This is a genomic window from Pseudomonas sp. Seg1 (assembly GCF_018326005.1).
Taxonomy (GTDB): Bacteria; Pseudomonadota; Gammaproteobacteria; order Pseudomonadales; family Pseudomonadaceae; genus Aquipseudomonas.
The window spans coordinates 3464105-3482376 of the sequence record NZ_AP021903.1; the positions used below are offsets into that span (position 1 = coordinate 3464105).

General features: G+C 58.3%; 9 protein-coding genes and 1 pseudogene. 7 read left to right on the forward strand and 3 right to left on the reverse strand.

Annotated features, from left to right (window positions below; all coding sequences use genetic code 11):
* Positions 1–176: 176 nt before the first annotated feature.
* The 6 genes and pseudogenes from KI231_RS15320 to KI231_RS15345 all read left to right on the forward strand — a co-directional run.
* A pseudogene (locus KI231_RS15320) lies at positions 177–532 on the forward strand (DUF6124 family protein); the annotation flags it as partial.
* Positions 533–825: 293 nt separating this feature from the next.
* A complete protein-coding gene (locus KI231_RS15325) occupies positions 826–4467 on the forward strand; it encodes an immunoglobulin-like domain-containing protein (protein ID WP_212808950.1) in 3642 nt (1213 codons plus the stop codon).
* Positions 4468–4718: 251 nt separating this feature from the next.
* Positions 4719–4958, forward strand: coding sequence for a short-chain dehydrogenase (locus tag KI231_RS15330; protein ID WP_212808951.1), 240 nt, complete (start codon positions 4719–4721; stop codon positions 4956–4958).
* Between the two features lie 288 nt (positions 4959–5246).
* Positions 5247–6035, forward strand: coding sequence for an immunoglobulin-like domain-containing protein (locus KI231_RS15335; RefSeq protein ID WP_212808952.1), 789 nt, complete (start codon positions 5247–5249; stop codon positions 6033–6035).
* 1234 nt (positions 6036–7269) lie between these two features.
* Positions 7270–8052, forward strand: coding sequence for an endonuclease/exonuclease/phosphatase family protein (locus KI231_RS15340; protein ID WP_103302141.1), 783 nt, complete (start codon positions 7270–7272; stop codon positions 8050–8052).
* 414 nt (positions 8053–8466) lie between these two features.
* Positions 8467–9537, forward strand: coding sequence for an autotransporter domain-containing protein (locus tag KI231_RS15345; RefSeq protein WP_212808953.1), 1071 nt, complete (start codon positions 8467–8469; stop codon positions 9535–9537).
* Positions 9538–10104: 567 nt separating this feature from the next.
* On the opposite strand, the gene glgB is transcribed toward KI231_RS15345, so the two are convergent.
* From glgB to KI231_RS15360, 3 genes are all read right to left on the reverse strand, one after another.
* Positions 10105–12336 (reverse strand): 1,4-alpha-glucan branching protein GlgB, encoded by a 2232-nt coding sequence (glgB, locus tag KI231_RS15350; protein WP_103302143.1) that lies wholly within the window; start codon positions 12334–12336, stop codon positions 10105–10107.
* Between the two features lie 2 nt (positions 12337–12338).
* Positions 12339–15680, reverse strand: a complete 3342-nt coding sequence (gene treS / locus KI231_RS15355; RefSeq protein ID WP_212808954.1) for a maltose alpha-D-glucosyltransferase — start codon at positions 15678–15680, stop codon at positions 12339–12341.
* A 158-nt stretch (positions 15681–15838) separates the two neighbouring features.
* The gene (locus KI231_RS15360) at positions 15839–17836 is read right to left on the reverse strand and encodes an alpha-1,4-glucan--maltose-1-phosphate maltosyltransferase (RefSeq protein WP_212808955.1); all 1998 of its coding nucleotides are present in this window, start codon (positions 17834–17836) and stop codon (positions 15839–15841) included.
* 217 nt (positions 17837–18053) lie between these two features.
* Between KI231_RS15360 and KI231_RS15365 the strand changes: the two genes are divergently transcribed.
* Positions 18054–18212 carry a hypothetical protein gene (locus KI231_RS15365; protein WP_212808956.1) on the forward strand — a complete coding sequence of 53 codons (159 nt, stop codon included), beginning with the start codon at positions 18054–18056 and terminating at the stop codon, positions 18210–18212.
* The last annotated feature ends 60 nt before the right edge of the window (positions 18213–18272 follow it).

Genomic DNA, 18272 nt, shown 5'->3' on the forward strand with positions numbered 1-18272 from the left:
ATGACCGTTCGTCGAGAACCCCTGCGCACCTGTCAGATCTGACAGGTGCGCTATTCCCCGATCCCGCGTTCAATCACTCCGTCGCCCCAACTACCGACCGGAGTCCGCCGCCATGACCACGTCCCAACATCCGCAAGCCCTCAAGCAGTTGTACTTTCCCGCGCTGAATTCTCTGAAAACCAACACCTAACCCGCCCGAAACCGACCTCACCTCCCCCTACGAATCCCTCGATTCGAAGAAGCTCAACGACGCCGCCGACCGCGCCCTCGATCACTATCTCTGTCCGCCCGGGTCCACGCCACCGCCCCGCAGAACCCGCAGGATGTACGCCGTTACCGCCGACTTCAAAAAAACGAGGAGATGCTGGCCGATGCCTTCGAGACCCTTGCTTCGGCAAGAACTATCGCCAGTGACTTCGCCCACCTCTTGCCAGCGTCGCAACGCAGAACGTTGTCGGGGATTGCGCAGCTGATCATGCTCGGGGAGCTGGCGGTGAATCGGGTGCTGGATAATTTGCAAGTGCCGGACTGATAACGGCTCCCTCGCCACTATGACTATGTAGGGACTGCCCAAGGCCGCGATCTGTTGATTTTGAAGTTCTACATCAAAAGATCACGGCCTTCGGCAACTCCGCCATGGAATGCCAACCCCCTGCATCGCTCGCACGCCGATACTGGCTTCAATTGATGACTAAATACCGTTCATCGGAAAACCGCGCACACCTGTCAGATCTGACAGTAGCCAATCCGCCTCTGTTAGCGCCCAATCAAACGAACCCTTTCATGCCTGCAGTTGTTGGCATCGCGCACAACAGGAGTTCCGAGATGTCTTCCAAAAGCCCCTTTCTATTCCCCGATATTGATTTCGATAACGCAACACTGGCGCTGCGCCCGCTTGTTATTCCGGGGATGGTGGATCCCATCCAGGACGGTGATGGCGGTATCAATCTCAAAGTGGTCGAAGACAGCGATGCCGGCATACTGTGTGTGATCCCTGCGTACATAGGCATGCACGTGGGAGATAAACACGTTATCTACTGGGACAAACAATCTGTTTTCACCAAAGAAGTAGAGGCCGATGAAGTCGACTTTCCGCTGTTCTTTTACCTGCCTGTAGCGATCGCCCGACCGGGCTGGGCTGAGGAGTGTCATTACCAGTTGACCCGTTTCGGTGGCACCGCGCCGGATGACCCTGCTGTATCACAGCGTTTGCTGGTCAAGCTCACCCGTCCCGGCGGGCGAGATGATCACCCGAATGATCCTGACGGCCATGGCAAACTGTTTCCGGTCTCTCTGCCCCCTGAGGTCGTGCAACAGGGCATTGATGCCGAGTGGGCCAAAAAAGGCGTGCCCGTGACCGTGCCTTTCTACCCGGACATGGCAGTGCGCGACACGGTGCTGGTGAAATGGGGCAGCACCGCTCTTGCGCCCCACACCGTGACGCAGGACGAGGTGGATCACAAGACGCCAATCGTGATCATTGCCGATCAGGCCGCGATTCTGGCCGGTGGCGACAACGACGCGCTGGTGTTGCGCTACGACATTCATGACGAGGTGTGGAACTGGACCGTCCGCCATTCACAAAGCGCTCGCGTGCGGGTAGAAGCCGGTGCCTGGCGTCTGGGAATGCCCATCATCAAAGAGGCGATCAACGGCGTCATCACCATCAAGGATCTGAACAAACTGGACATCACCGTCCAGGTCAAGCTCGAGTCCGCGGACTTCGAGCTTGGTGACACCGTGACGATGTCCTGGATTGGCACGCCCCTGAACGGCAAGCCTTTGATTCATACCGAGTCCAAATCGGTTGTCAGCATTCCAAGCATTCTGGAGTTTAAGGTGCCTTATGCGCAGATCAGAGCCATTGCCATGGGGTTGGGCGATGCTTCGTATGTGCTGACGAAAAAAAATGGCGCCCCTCCCCTGTCATCAAAACGCGCCTTTGCCGAGGTGATCGGTGACGTTTCGATGCTGCCCGAGCCGACCATTCGCGAACTGTTTGGCGACACGCTTGAGCCGGACGAGGCCCAGGCCACCGTGGATGTTAGCTACCCGGACATCGCCAATGGCGACCTGATCAATCTGATATGGGCAGGGACACGCGCCGGCGGCCAATCTTATCGGCACGAAGCGCAACATACTGTCAGCGACAACGAAGCCAGGCAGGGACTGGTGACGCTTTATGTAACCAATGAGCACATCCGGGTGCTGGATCAGGGCCGTCTCGACCTTTCATACCGGGTGTCCAACGATAAGGTCGCGCTCTACGGCGTCATCGAGTCAGAGCGGCTGCTGGTCAACGTGGCCCACCTGCACGCCACACTGCCGGTGCCGAAAGTCGAGGAGGCTGACCCACCGGACGGTTTCAAAGCCAAGGCCCTGTACGGTTCAGGCGTGGAATCAGCCATCAGAGAATTGCAGGTGGTGGCGCAAGTCACACCCAGCATCGACAACGTCACCGATTCCAAAGGCCCGGTCTGGCAAGGAGGCATTACCTTCGACCGCTCCGTTACCGTCACTGGCAAGGCCAGCCCCAACCAGAAAGTCCGCTTGCGCGATGGCACCAATACAGTGCATGAACCCACTGCCAATGCCTCCGGCGTTTGGACCCAAGTCGTCAGTGCGTTGACCGTCAGGGCTTACAGCCTCACCGCACTCGCCTTATATGGCGATGGCCCGGTGTCGGCTCCGCCGCGCACGTTCAACGTTGCCCAAGCGGGGGCGCCCAGCATCGACAACGTCACCGATTCCAAAGGCCCGGTCGTGCAAGGAGGCACTACCTTCGACCGCTCTGTCACCGTCACCGGCACGGCCAGTCCCAACCAGAAAGTCCGTTTGCGCGATGGCAACAACACTCTGCATGAACCCACCGCCAACGGCTCCGGCGTATGGACCCAGGTCGTCAGTGCGTTGACCGTCAAGGCTTACAGCCTCACCGCACTCGCCTTGTATGGCGATGGCCCGGTGTCGACTCCGCCACGTACTTTCACCGTCGCCCAAGCAGTGACGCCAACCATCACCAACATCACCGACTCCAAAGGCACGGTCGCACCCGGTGGCATTACCTTTGACCGTACCGTCACCGTCACCGGCACAGCCAGCCCCAACCAGAAAGTCCGCTTGCTCGATGGCAGCACCGCACTGCATGAACCCACCGCCAATGGCTCCGGCGTATGGACCCAGGTCGTTACCGGCCTGAGCGTCGCGACGCACAGTTTCAAAGCCAAGGCCTTGTATGGCTCGGGTGAGGAATCCGCCGTCAGGACGCTGATAGTGACGGAGGCCACTGCCCCCACGCTGACGTCGGTCAAAGGCAGCCCAAGCGGGATTGAAATTCCCAACGCCGGCTTGACCATCGAAACGGCCGTAACCCTGAGCGGCAACGCCGCCAAAGGCCAGAAAGTCGAAATCTTCGTCGGCGCGACCAGCAAGGGCCAAGCCACCGCCGATGCGACATCAGGCATCTGGACCTTGACTGTCACCGGCCTGAGCGTTGCGGCGCACAGTTTTACCGCCAAGGCGATGTACGCGCCAGGCTCCAGCTCCGGCGCCAGAACGCTGACCGTTATAGCCAACGTGGCGCCGACACTGGTCAATGTACTTGATGCCGGCAACAAGGAGGTGCCAGAAGGCACCAGCACCTCAAGCACAACACTGACACTCAAAGGCAAGGCAACCCGCGGCCAGCAAGTAGAAATTTTTGATGGCAGCGGATCGGGGGCGGTTTCCAAAGGCAAAGCGACTGCTCATGTAACCACGGGCGAGTGGGAGAAAGTGATCACCGTTGTTGTTGGTGCACGACGTTTGTTTGCCGAGGCGCTTTATGCTGTGAGTCCGGTTTATTCAAATGCAAGAATCTTGACCGTGACCCCAGCGTATCCAGAACTGGTAGTGGATCCGTCACCGCTTACCCTCAACGGTTTCAATATCTCGATCGCAGGCTCGGGGCTACCTTGGCCATCTACCGGAATAGACCCCGTTAATACAGCACGCAAACGTGATGTCCGGGGTGGAGTCCCGCCCTACACCTACACGTCCTCCGACCCTCTCGTCGCCTCTGTAGATTTGAACGGCACCGTCAGAAGTGAAGGAAATGGAACAGCCACCATCACCGTGCGAGACAGTGTCGGCCAGAGTAAGCAATTCCTCGTCGCTACATTCAACGTCGTCCGCTATATTTATTCCGGTAACCAGCAGTTCAATCATGAAAATTACAAACTATGGGCTAACTCAGTCGGCGGAGCCGACATCATCAGTGAAGATCGCCCCAAGCACATAGCTGTTTTAAACACCAAATACCGCCACGACAGGGACGCCAGCAGAAATTTCTGGATTACATTTTCTACTAACCCAGACACCCCCGTCTCCAGCATATTTTTGAGCCGCACACCACTATACGATCGGGATGAGTTCATCAGCTTGGGATGGAATACATCCAAACTCTGTCATGGTCTACGCATGAGATGAACCTTCACTGCATCAGTGCCACTGATCGCGACAATACGAAAAAACGTTAATTCCCCTTCCACTGCCTAACAAAGGGCAGTGGAGGGGGCTTGCTCCTAAAGCTGGCGTTCTTTCGCTGAACAGTAACTAACATAAGCAGCTATTGGACGGGGTAACGCTTTCCCAGGAAAGTGAAGCCCCATTCGATACGACCTACATGACTTTTGTCAGGAAGCTATTTCAAATCGTTCTCGTCAAATCAACACCTTTCGATGACGCATAACGAAGACAGCATCCCCGTGTTGCTGGTCTCCACCGAAGCACCGCTGGATGTGTTGCACGCCAGTACGGCGAGTCGGTTTCTGGCGGTGACGCAGATGATGGAGAGCCTGGCCAGTCTCGACATCACCTCAGCCAAAGGCGCCGATGTGCAGCAACTGGCCCATGCGGCGGCGATGTTGCTGCGCGATGTGATGGGTGTGGTGGGGCGGCAGATTCAGTTGCGGGTCTGAGGGATAAATCAAAAGATCGCAGTGTGCGGCAGCTCAGAAGCATGCGGTTTTATGAGGAATTGAATTCTCAGGTTTTGGGGCTGCTGCGCAGCCCAGCGGGACGGTGCGACGATTCGACAAGCTCCCTCGCCACAATGGCTATGAGCTGCCGAAGGCAGCGATTGCTCTCCACTCTCTCCTAATGACCGTTCGTCGAAAACCCCTGCGCACCTGTCAGATCTGACAGGTGCGCAATTCCCCGATCCCATATTCAATCACTCCGTCACCTTCCCGAACGGAGTACGCACCATGTCCACCAACGATCTGCCCGAAAACAGCACCCTGATTATCAAGGAACTCGACATCCCCGGTCGCACCGGCCCGCTGCAAATCGGCGAACCGCGCCTGGAACTGCACGAACCAGTGGTGGTCGGGGTGGTCGACGGCGTGCTGCCCGCCGACACCCAAGACACCACCCTCACCGTGGTGAACCTGAATCCTCCCACGCATCCCGAACTCATCGTGGACACGTCCCCGATCACCCTCACCGGTTTCAATATCTCGATCGCAGGTTCGGGGCTACCTTGGCCATCTACTGGAATAGACCCCGTTAATACAGCACGCAAACGTGATGTCCGGGGTGGAGTCCCGCCCTACACCTACACGTCCTCCGACCCTCTCGTCGCCTCTGTAGATTTGAACGGCATCGTCAGAAGTGAAGGAAATGGAACAGCCACCATCACCGTGCGAGACAGTGTCGGCCAGAGTAAGCAATTCCTCGTCGCTACATTCAACGTCGTCCGATATATCTATTCCGGTGACCAGAAGTTTAATCATGAAAATTACAGACTATGGGCTAACTCAGTCGGCGGAGCCGACATCATCAGTGAAGATCACCCCAAGCACATAGCTGTTTTAAACACCAAATACCGCCACGACAGGGACACCAGCAGGCATTTCTGGATTACAGTTTCTCGTAACGCAGACACCCCCGTCGCTACTATATTTTTGAGCCACAGACCACCATACGATCAGGATGAGTTCATCCACATGGGATTCAATACTTCCAACCTCTGTCATGGTCTACGCATGAAATGAACCCTCACTGCATCAGTGCCACTGATCGCTACAATACGAAAAAACGTTAATTCCCCTTCCACTGTCCAACAAAGGGCTGTGGAGGGGACTTGCTGCTAAAGCTGGCGTTCTTTCGCTGAACAGTAACTAACATAAGCAGCTATTGGACGGGGTAACGCTTTCCCAGGAAAGTGAAGCCCCATTCGATACGTCCTACATGATTTTTGTCAGGAAGCTTTTTCAAATCGAGCTCATCAAAAACAGGTCATTGATCACACGCACCGCTTGACGCATTTATGCAGTGTCGGGGCTAATACCAGCACGTCTCCATATAGCGCAAACAGAACAAATCTGGCCACATCAAGTCCACAACCAAACGGTATAAGTAGAAGCCGCACAGTAGAGGGCTGACCGAGCACGCCAAAGGAATTCATTGAGTGTGATCCTGAAATAAGCCGCCGCGCTCGCAGTTCGCGTAAGGCTTTGGGGCGGCAACGTTGGATCGATGTAGGCGCTGCCGAACGTTGCGATTTTTGCTTTTAAACACTCGCGTTTAAATGAAACTCCAAGACACGTAATCAGGCTACACGACCTTGCGTAATTGCCTACAGCTACGCCAGAATCCGCCGGCTTGTGCGCCTTGGGGCGGGTTCAATTGTGGTTCGGTCGCTGACGAATCAGCGATCGGATTTGACCGTCCGTCCAACATCAAGGCGCATCAGTGTTTCGCACTTGCTCAGGCATTTTCTGAAGTCATGTCGCGGTGGCTGTGCGTGGGACACCTTCGGGTGTGCCGGATTCCTTGATGTCCGGTCGGTCAACCCGCGTACAGCTGCCACCCTGTTTGTTTGACAGCTGCCACCGTTCGCGGCTGATCATGTTCGGGGAGCTGGCGGTGAATCGGGTGTTGGATAATTTGCAGATTCCGGACTGACACCTGCCCCCTGTGGCGAGGGGATTCAGAGAACCGTCGCACCGCCCCGATCGGCTGCGCAGCAGTCGTAAATCCTGAGTACGCGGTATTCCTGTAGGTTTGAATTCCAGGTTTTGGGGCGGTGCGATGTCTCGCTAAATCCCCTCAGCACAATGATTTTGTAAAAACTGCCGGTGGCTGCGATCTTTTGATCTTGAGATGCAAAGTCAAAAGATCGCAGCCTTCGGCAGCTCCTCCAAGTGGGTGTGGTGTTTTCAGACGGAACTGCCGCCCTCACCCATCAGTCGCATGAACAGGCACTCAGGATTCAGAGGAGTAACCGTGTCCAGCGATCCCAAGCGTCATGCCGTCGACGCCCCCGTCATTCATCGCCTGCGTGTGTTGACGGTCAATACCCACAAGGGTTTCACCGCGCTCAACCGGCGTTTCATTCTCCCGGAGTTGCGCGAGGCGGTACGCAGTACCTCGGCCGATCTGGTGTTTCTGCAAGAAGTAGTGGGTGAGCACGAGCGGCATTCGAGCCGTTACAACGAATGGCCGCAAACCTCGCAATACGAATTTCTCGCCGACAGCATGTGGAGTGATTTCGCCTATGGGCGCAACGCGGTCTATCCCGACGGCCATCATGGCAATGCACTGTTGTCGAAATACCCGATCCGCGAATACCGCAATCTCGACGTGTCGATCACCGGCCCCGAACGACGAGGCTTGTTGCACTGTGTGCTGGATGTACCGGGCCATGCCGAAGTCCACGCGATTTGCGTGCATTTGAGTCTGCTCGAAAGCCATCGCCAATTGCAGTTGCAGCTGCTTTGCCAGTTGCTCGAATCGTTGCCGGACGATGCTCCGGTGATCATCGCCGGCGACTTCAATGACTGGCAGTTGCAAGGCAACACCGCCCTCGCCCGGCGCGATTATCTGCACGAAGCGTTCGAGCGCCATCATGGCCGCCCGGCGAAGACTTATCCGGCACGCTTTCCGTTGCTGCGCCTGGACAGGATTTACCTGCGCAACGCCAGCAGTCATGACCCGCAGATCCTCGGCAACAAGCCGTGGACGCACCTGTCGGATCACCTGCCATTGGCGGTGGAAGTGCATCTTTGATCGCCATCGACGGCATCGCGACCAGCCGTAGTATTGACAGCAACACGCTGTGCAGTTTGGCTGGTCGTTGGCATATCACGATCCGCGAACAGACCTTCCGTCGGCAATAAAACACCTCTGGCGCGGGGCCTGCGCAGTGATTTTCCATACAAACAATCACTTAGTTATGTGCAGAAAAACAAACGCTTGCGTAACGCGATTCGGCATTACCGCTCATCGTTCAATTTCTTGACGCACAGGCCTGACTCTTCTTATCTCTACCTTACTACCCCCGGAATCACTACCCGGGGCGAGCCTCCGGACTCTCGCGAAAGCGAGCGCCCACGGTTCGCCTCGCTCCATTCGGTCGCCCCTCGTTCGGGGTAGGAGAGACGCCACATCGAGATGCCGCATGCGCCTGCAAGGTAGACCTCCATGAAAATTTCACTCACACCACACGAGATCAAAATCACTTTTTGCACAGTGTCGAGTTCTATCTTGCTGTGCTCATCCATGGAGGCGCAGGCCCGCCCTGCGGCGGATGAAACCACGCCCTGGTACCGAGAGAACGTACCGGTCATGAACCTGCCCGCGACGGTCATCACTCCCGACCCGCAGCGTTTCAGCCCCCGGCCTGACCTGCGCGGCGCCAACCTGCTCACCGAAGAGCTGGCGCCGGGTGCCTGGGACCAATTGTATGGACGTAGCGCCCGCCAGGCGCAAACCGACGTGTTGTCCTCGGGTTTCGCAACGCCCGGCAGCGGTGACTTCAAAGGCCCCGCCGTGCTGACCTTGCAAAGCGGCAACGGCCACACCCAGAAGATCGGCCTGATCGGCGGCGAAAACCAGATTCAGGCCAATGGCAATGGGCTGATCACCAGCCGCGCCCTCGCCGATCCGAACACCGACACCCTCAATCTGCAGGGTCAGAGCCTGGGGGCCTATTACAGTCTGATCGGTGCGCAGGGTTGGCACGTCGATGTGTCGGCCAGCGGCGGCCGGGTCAGCGGGTTCAGCCGCAATGAACAAGGTGCGCGGCAGGCCACTGAAGGCAGCGCGATGACCTTCTCGGTGGAGGGCGGTTTTCCGATTGGCTTGAGCGAAAACTGGGTGGTCGAACCCCAGGCGCAATTGATCAATCAGCGCATCACCCTCGATACACCCTATGCAGGCTCGGGCAATGCCTCGTCAACCGATCTGACGGCATGGAGCGGTCGCGTCGGTGCGCGTTTGAAAGGCAGTTATGACTTGAGCGGCCTGCCGGTCGAGCCGTACGTGCGCACCAACCTCTGGCACACGGTGTATACGGGTAATACGGTGACGCTGGATCAGGTCGACAAGATCAGCAGCAGTCGCAAGTCATCGACCGTCGAACTGGGCTTGGGTCTGGTGGCGCGGGTGACGCCGGCGGTGAGTTTGTATGTCAGCGCCGATTACAGCAGTGATGTCGATGACAATGATCTGAACGGGTTGATCGGCAGTCTGGGTGTGCGGATGCGCTGGTGAAACGGGATTTTCAGAGTGTCTGGGCTGGCGCCTTCGCGAGCAGGCTCGCTCCCACATTTGGAATGAGTATCCCTGTGGGAGCGGGCTTGCCCGCGAAGGCGGTGGATCAGCCAACAGAAATGTTGAATGTCATGCCCTCATCGCGGGCAAGCCCGCTCCCACAATGGATCGCATTTCTCCAGTGAGAACAGCCTGAAATGCAATTCCCTGTGGGAGCGAGCCTGCTCGCGATGGCAGTGGATCAGCCGATACAACTATTGAATGTCCGACCCTCATCGCGGGCAAGCCCGCTCCCACAATGGATCGCATTTCTCCAGGGAGAACAGCCTGAAATGCAATTCCCTGTGGGAGCGAGCCTGCTCGCGATGGCGGTGGATCAGCCAATACAACTATTGAATGTCCGGCCCTCATCGCGGGCAAGCCCGCTCCCACAATGGATCGCATTTCTCCAGTGAGAACAGCCTGGAATGCAATTCCCTGTGGGAGCGGGCTTGCCCGCGATGGCGGTGGATCAGCCAACAGAAATGTTGAATGTCATGCCCGCGATGGGCGCGACGCGGTATCGGATCAGCCCCCCGGTCTGAGGATCAACACCGCCAGCGGCGGCAGATTCAGTTCCAGCGACAGCGCCTGGCCATGGCTCGGCACTTCCTCGGTAAACGCCCCGCCGCCGTTGCCATAGTTGGAGCCGGCGTAAGTATCGGCGTCGCTGTTGAGCAACTCGCTCCAGCGCCCGGCGAACGGCACGCCGACCCGATACGACTGACGCGGCACGGGCGTGAAGTTGGCCACTACCAGCACCGGTTCGCCGTCCTTGCTCCAGCGCAGCCAGGCATAAACGCTGTTGATCGCATCGTCGCCGATCAGCCACTGAAAGCCTTGCGGTGCATCGTCCTGATCGTGCAGTGCCGGCAGCTCGCGGTACAGCCGGTTAAGGTCGCCGACCAGTTTCTGTACGCCTTTGTGCTCGGAGTATTGCAGCAGATACCAGTCGAGCTGCTGATCGTGGTTCCACTCGCGCCACTGGCCGAACTCGCAGCCCATAAACAGCAGTTTCTTGCCCGGATGCGTCCACATGAAACTCAGGTAGGCGCGCAGGTTGGCAAATTTCTGCCAGCGATCGCCGGGCATCTTGTCGATCAGCGAGTGCTTGCCGTGTACCACTTCGTCGTGGGAGATCGGCAGGATGAAACGTTCGGACCAGGCGTAGACCAGGCCAAAGCTCAACTCGTTGTGATGATGGGCGCGGTACACCGGGTCCTGCTGGATGTAATGCAGCGAATCGTGCATCCAGCCCATGTTCCATTTATAGGCAAAACCGAGGCCGCCCTGCTGCGTACTCTGGCTGACGCCGGGCCACGCGGTGGACTCTTCGGCGATCACCAGCGCCCCCGGTGCTTCCAGTTCAACCACGTCGTTCAAGTGGCGGAGGAAGTCGATGGCCTCCAGGTTTTCCCGACCGCCATGACGGTTCGGTACCCACTCGCCGGCCTTGCGCGAATAGTCGCGATAAAGCATCGAAGCCACCGCATCCACGCGCAGGCCATCGATGTGGAAATGCTTCAACCAGTGCAACGCCGAAGCGAGCATGTAGCCATGCACTTCGGTGCGGCCGAGGTTGTAGATCAGCGTGTCCCAATCCTGGTGAAAGCCTTCCAGCGGATTGCCGTACTCGTACAGCGCGGTGCCGTCGAACTGCGCGAGGCCGTGGGTATCGGTAGGAAAATGCGCCGGCACCCAGTCGAGGATCACGCCGATATCGGCTTTATGGCAGGCGTTGACGAACTCACCAAACTGCTCCGGTGTGCCGTAACGCGCACTCGGGGCGAATTGCGAGAGCAACTGATAGCCCCACGAACCACCGAACGGGTGTTCCATGATCGGCATCAGTTCAATGTGGGTGAAACCCAACTCTTTCACGTACGGAATCAAGCGTTCGGCCAGTTCCGGCCAGGTGTATTGGCGTGCAACCTCACCCAGATCATCCAGCTCGCATTGCCAGGAGCCGACGTGCAACTCGTAGATCGACAGCGGCGCCGAATGCTTCTGGTGTTCGCGGCGAGCGCTCATCCATTCCTGATCCTGCCAGTCGACTCGCAGCGGCGCGGCGACTTTCGACGCAGTGTCCGGCGGCAGACTGGTGGCCAGCGCCATCGGGTCAGCCTTGAGCGGCAGAATGCCGTGGCTGCCGAGGATTTCGTATTTGTACAACTCCCCCGCTTGCAGGCGCGGGATGAACAATTCCCAGACCCCGGACGGATGACGCAGGCGCATCGGATGGCGACGGCCGTCCCAGACGTTGAAATCGCCGACCACGGAAACCCGCCGCGCATTCGGCGCCCACACGGCGAAACGCACGCCATCAACGCCATCGACGGTCATCAGTTGCGCGCCGAGGCAGGCGCTGAGGTCGCGGTGATTACCTTCGGCAAACAGATACAAATCCATTTCACCGAGCAACTGACCGAAGCTGTAGGGATCTTCCGCTTCCTGTTCACCACCGGCCCAACGGGTACGCAGTCGATAAGGCCGCGCCTGATCGAAATGGCCGACAAACAGCCCCGGCGTTTCGCTCGGCTCCAAGGGGCCGCGCTCTTCGCCAGAATCCTTATCGATCACCACAACGCTCAGCGCACCAGGTAAATAGGCGCGAATGAATTGCCCGCCGGCACCGTCGCCGTGCGGACCGAGAATGGAAAACGGATCGTGATGCTCGGCACGTACCAGCGCATCGATGTCTTTCGCCGACGGCAGCAATGCCTCTTTGACCTGACCCTGTTCCTTGTTCGAGAAACTCATGACTACTCTCCACCAAGATCGGAAAAGGGTTTAAGCCCTGTCAATAACCCATACAAACCGTGCAACGGCACGGGCAGCCACGTCGGGCGATTTTCGGCTTCATAGGCCACTTCATAGGCCGCCTTCTCCAGACCGAACAACGCCAGCGCGGCGTCGGCACCCTCAGGATCTTGCCAAGCATGATCAAGACTAGCTGCCGCTCGGCGATATGCCTGAACAAATGCCTCGCGTGCTTCACGCAGATAGCGTTCGGCGACGCGGCGACGGGCCGCTTCTGACTCCGCACTGTGATCGACGTTGTGCACGTTGATGGTCATCGCCGCCGCGTAATCGAACGAACGCAGCACGCCGCTGACATCTTTGTACGGACTGTGTTTGCCACGACGCTCACTCAATGGCCGCGCCGGTTCGCCCTCGAAGTCGATCAGATAGGCGTCGCCCTTGATCACCAGCACCTGGCCCAAGTGCAAGTCGCCATGCACGCGAATACGCAGACCACCGACGGACTTTTTCGCCAGATCCTGCACATGAGCAAGGATGGTCTTTTTCTCGTCGAGCAGGCGCTTGACCAGTTTCTGATCCGCCGCGTTGAGTTCGCCCTGATGCTGCTTGAGCAGTTTCAACGCATGCTCGACCTGCGCAGCAACGTCCTTGCCGCTGGCCTGTGCATCCTTGGCCGTACTGACTTGCGGCGCGAAATCGGCATTCTCGGTCGGCGCGGCGAGCACTTGGTGCATTTCGCCCAGACGCTGACCGAGCATCGCGGCGAAGTCCTTCAATTCGCCCAAGGCGTTGTAGTGCTGTTCCTGCTCGGACATGGCATCGGCCAGTTCATCGCGCAACGCCCGTTCGAGGTTGTTTTGCGTCCATTCCCAGGCGTCGCCCTGATTGCTCAGATAGCCCTGCGCAATCATCAACAGATTGTCTTCACCCTGCGCGTCGCGGCGAATCACCGAGCCGAGCAGCGGAGAGATATTGGCAAATCCGGCAGCGGTCAGGTAAGCGCTCATCTCCAGTTCCGGGTGTACGCCGGACGCGACTTTACGGATCAGCTTAAGCACCAGGCTGTTGCCGATTACCACCGAACTGTTCGATTGCTCGGCCGACAGATAGCGCACTTCGGATTCGCCACCGAGGTTGAGTTTTTCCAGGTGCGGGGTTGGCGCAAAACGGATTTCGCCATCGCTGGATTCCAGCACGGTGTTGTTCTGCATGCCTTGCAGGACGGCGCGAATAAACGCTTCAAGACTGAAGGCGTCAGTGATCAAACCAACCTGACGCACTCGACGCACACGGGCCAGTGCCAATTGCTGTGGCAGCGCCGGACCGACCTGATCCTCAGAAATGAAGCCGAACGGCAGTTGATAACGGCTGGTCTGGCCGCCGCTGGTGACTTCGATCTCGCTAAGCAGCACCGGGTGTTCGGCATCGCCAAAACGCACACCGTAGGCCAGGTTGACCTTGTCGATAGCCGCATCCTTGCCGGCAAACCAGCGACGGTTCTGCAGCCAGCTCGGCAGAATGCCCTGCTCCAGCGTCGCCCGAGACGGCGCTTCGAGCAGTTCTTCCATGCGTTTTTTCAGCACCAGCGTGGTGAAGTCCGGCAGGCTCTGCGCCGGCTCCACGTGCCAGCTTGGCATCTGGTTTTCGGTGGCCAGGGCGAACCAATAGAAGCCGTACGGCGCCAGGGTCAGTAGGAAAGGCAGTTGGCCAATCGGTGGGAACGCATTACCGCCAAGCATCTCCACCGGGACCATGCCGACGTAAGCCGACAGGTCCAGTTCCGCCGCCTGCGCACTGCGCGAGACGTTGGCCACGCAGAGGATGATTTCGTGTTTGCCATCGGCGTCGGTGAATTCGCGGGTGTAGGCCAGAATTCGCCGGTTGCTCGGCGAGAGCATTTTCAGCGTGCCACGGCCAAATGCCTTGGATTGCTTGCGCACGGCGAGCATGCGCCGCGTCCAGTTGAGCAGCGAATGCGGATCGCCGGCCTGGGTTTCGACGTTGACCGACAGATAGCCGTATTGCGGGTCCATGATCGGCGGCAGCACCAGGCTGGCCGGGTCGGCGCGGGAGAAGCCACCGTTGCGGTCAATCGACCATTGCATCGGTGTACGCACGCCGTCACGGTCGCCGAGGTAGATGTTGTCGCCCATGCCGATCTCGTCGCCGTAATACAGCGTCGGCGTGCCCGGCATCGACAGCAACAAGCTGTTGAGCAATTCGACACGGCGGCGATCGCGTTCCATCAACGGCGCCAAGCGACGTCGGATACCGAGGTTGATCCGCGCCCGACGGTCAGCAGCGTAGTAATTCCACAGATAGTCACGTTCTTTGTCGGTAACCATCTCCAGTGTCAGCTCATCGTGGTTACGCAGGAAAATCGCCCACTGGCAATTGGCGGGAATTTCCGGCGTCTGGCGCAAAATGTCGGTGATCGGGAAGCGATCTTCCTGCGCCAGCGCCATGTACATGCGCGGCATCAGCGGGAAGTGAAACGCCATGTGGCATTCGTCGCCATTGAGGCCGTGCGCATCGGTGTCGCCGAAATACAGTTGAGTGTCTTCTGGCCATTGGTTGGCCTCGGCGAGCAACATGCGATCGGGATAATTGGCGTCGATTTCGGCGCGGATCTGCTTGAGGACGTCGTGGGTTTCCGGGAGGTTTTCGTTGTTGGTGCCGTCTCGTTCGATCAGGTACGGAATCGCGTCGAGACGCAGACCGTCGATGCCCATGTCCAGCCAGTAGCGCATGACCGAGAGCACCGCTTTCATCACTTGCGGGTTGTCGAAGTTCAGGTCGGGCTGGTGCGAATAGAAACGGTGCCAGAAGTACTGGCCGGCGACCGGGTCCCAGGTCCAGTTGGACTTTTCGGTGTCGAGAAAAATGATCCGCGTGCCGTCGTATTTCTGATCGTCATCCGACCACACGTAAAAATCCCGCGCCGCCGAACCGGGTTTGGCCTTGCGTGCGCGCTGGAACCACGGGTGCTGGTCGGAGGTGTGGTTGATGACCAGTTCGGTAATCACCCGCAAACCGCGCTTGTGCGCCTCGGCGATAAAGCGCTTGGCGTCGGCCATGGTGCCGTAATCGCTGTGCACGCCACGGTATTCGGCGATGTCGTAGCCATCGTCGCGACGTGGCGAGGGGTAGAACGGCAACAGCCAGATGGTGTTGACGCCCAGTTCGGCGATGTAATCGAGTTTGGCGATCAGGCCTGGAAAGTCGCCGATCCCGTCGTTGTTGGAGTCGAAAAACGATTTGACGTGAACTTGATAAATCACCGCATCCTTGTACCAGAGCGGGTCTTTGATAAAGGTGGCTGCCTTGGGTTTCTTCGCCATGTGAAACTCCTGAAAAATTCTGAAGATGTCTTAACTGAAGAAATACGGTCCATGTGGGAGCTGGCTTGCCGGCGATAGCGGTGGTTCAGCACCGAAGATGCAAGCTGACAGACCGCAATCGCTGGCAAGCCAGCTCCCACATTCAAATGTCGCGAGCCTTAAGAGGCAGTAATCCGCCAAATGCCGAACGGCTGATAGGCCGGGTCTAAACGCATGAACTGATACTTGCCATGCCAGTCCCAGCGATGCCCGTTCATCAAATCCTCACCATGGGTTGTCGCATCGTCGGGCAGGCCCATTTCCCACAGTGGCAATTCGAAATTCGCTTCCTGCACGTTATTTGGATCGAGGTTGACGGCCACCAGAATGAAGTTGCTGCCGTCAAAACTGCGCTTGCCGAAGTACAGAATGTTGTCGTTCCAGGCGTTGTAGATTTTCAGGCCCAGGTGCGTGTGCAGCGCCGGGTTCTGCCGGCGGATGCGGTTGAGCTGGGCAATCTCGGCAATGATGTTGCCCGGCGCATTGAAGTCGCGGACGCGGATCTCGTATTTCTCCGAGTCGAGATATTCCTCCTTGCCTGGCACGGGTGCCGCTTCGCAGAGTTCATAGCCCGAATACATGCCCCACAGGCCCGAGCCCATGGTCGCGAGCGCCGCGCGGATGAGGAAACCGGGGCGCCCGGACTCATGCAGGAACGCTGGGTTGATGTCCGGCGTGTTGACGAAGAAATTCGGCCGGTAGCATTCGCGCCACGGCGACTCATTCAGTTCGGTGAAATAGGTCGCCAGTTCGGCCTTGGTGTTGCGCCAGGTGAAATAGGTGTAGCTCTGGGTGTAACCAACCTTGCCCAGACGCGCCATCATCGCCGGTGTGGTGAATGCCTCGGCGAGGAAGATCACTTCCGGATGCAGCGCCCGCACATCGGCAATCAGCCATTGCCAGAACGGCAGCGGTTTGGTGTGGGGATTGTCGACGCGAAAGATCTTCACGCCCTCCTCGACCCAGCCAACGACGATGTCGCGCAACTCGACCCACAGACTCGGAATCGCGTCCGGCGCATAGAAGTCGACGTTGACGATGTCCTGATATTTCTTCGGCGGGTTTTCCGCGTATTTGATCGTGCCGTCCGGCCGCCAGTTGAACCAGCCCGGATGCTGCTTGAGCCACGGGTGATCCTGGGAACACTGGATGGCGAAATCGAGGGCTATTTCCAGGCCATGCTCAGCCGCAGCGGCCACTAGCCGGCGGAAATCTTCACGGGTGCCAAGTTGCGAATGGATCGCCTCGTGACCACCCTCCTCGCTGCCGATCGCATACGGGCTGCCGGGATCGTCCGGGCCGGCGGTCAGGGAATTGTTGCGGCCCTTGCGATGCGCACGACCAATCGGGTGGATCGGCGTGAAGTACAGCACGTCGAAACCCATGTCCTGAATCATCGGCAACCGCGAGTGCACATCATTAAAAGTGCCATGGCGGTTGGGATCGTCGGTGATCGAGCGCGGAAACAGCTCATACCAACTGGCGAACTCGGCGAGTTCACGCTCGACGTCCATGGGGAATTCGGCACTGACGCTCAGATAGGCACGGTGATCGGCCTCGGTCATCAGTTGCGCACTGTGCGAGTGCAGAAACAGCGCGACCTGCTCGGTTTCGAGCAGTCCGGACAGTTCGTGGTGCAACGCCGCGAGCTGTTCGCTAAGCTGGCCTTCGCTGCGCTCGGCGGCCTGCTGCACCATCGTCCGGCCTTCTTGCAGCTCAAGGGAAACCGGCACGGCGGCGTTGTGCTTCTTCTCCAGTTCGTACTGGAAACTGGCGAAGTGATCGATCCACGCCTCGATGCAATACAGAAAGCGGCCCTGATGCTCGGGGCGGAACTGGCCTCGCCAGCCGTTGTTGCCCTGGTCGGACATGACCTCGCTATGCCAGTTCTCTTCGCCCTCCTCGCGCCAGCGAATGCGCACCGCAAGTTTGTCGTGGCCATCGGCAAACACTTTGCTGGTGACCACCACGTCGCGGCCGGCAATCGACTTCACGGCGAACTGCCCGCCATCGAGGGTCGGCATGGTGTTTTCGATCACGATGCGCGGCAGCAGTAATGCCTGCGACAGCGGCATGTGCGGGTTGTAGCTCACTTCCGAAGGTCTTTCAGCAGTCATTGAGCATCTCTCCTTAACGCCCCAAGGACGCTCTTGTGCCGGATCAGTGTTCACAACAAGACACCGGCCCCGTCATGAACTCGCTTAGGTTCCGAGCGACCGGCACCGGGAAAAGTTCAGAGCAAATTGCCCGACACGAAAAGCGGATCGAATTCGCCACGAGGTGGTCAATCCACTTAAGCACTTCTCACGCCATGTGCCACACGGAGGTCTACCGATGAACAACCCATTCCCGGCGGAAACGCCCGATCCGAACATCGACAACCCGACTATTCCCGAAACCGAACCGCAACCGGTCCCCGAGCAGGAACCGCCAGGCACCACGCCACCGCCGAAAGAAGAGCCGCCAACGACCATGCCGCCGGTGATCCTCTGAACCGTCAGTGAATTGATTGATCGTGATTGATCGTTCCCACGCTCTGCGTGGGAATGCAGC

Bases quoted from the DNA above. Each gene is read 5' to 3' on its own strand.
- KI231_RS15325 (WP_212808950.1), top strand. From the start codon at position 826: ATGTCTTCCAAAAGCCCCTTTCTATTCCCCGATATTGATTTCGATAAC.
- KI231_RS15330 (WP_212808951.1), top strand. From the start codon at position 4,719: ATGACGCATAACGAAGACAGCATCCCCGTGTTGCTGGTCTCCACCGAA.
- KI231_RS15335 (WP_212808952.1), top strand. From the start codon at position 5,247: ATGTCCACCAACGATCTGCCCGAAAACAGCACCCTGATTATCAAGGAA.
- KI231_RS15345 (WP_212808953.1), top strand. From the start codon at position 8,467: ATGAAAATTTCACTCACACCACACGAGATCAAAATCACTTTTTGCACA.
- glgB (WP_103302143.1), bottom strand. From the start codon at position 12,336: ATGAGTTTCTCGAACAAGGAACAGGGTCAGGTCAAAGAGGCATTGCTG.
- treS (WP_212808954.1), bottom strand. From the start codon at position 15,680: ATGGCGAAGAAACCCAAGGCAGCCACCTTTATCAAAGACCCGCTCTGG.
- KI231_RS15360 (WP_212808955.1), bottom strand. From the start codon at position 17,836: ATGACTGCTGAAAGACCTTCGGAAGTGAGCTACAACCCGCACATGCCG.
- KI231_RS15365 (WP_212808956.1), top strand. From the start codon at position 18,054: ATGAACAACCCATTCCCGGCGGAAACGCCCGATCCGAACATCGACAAC.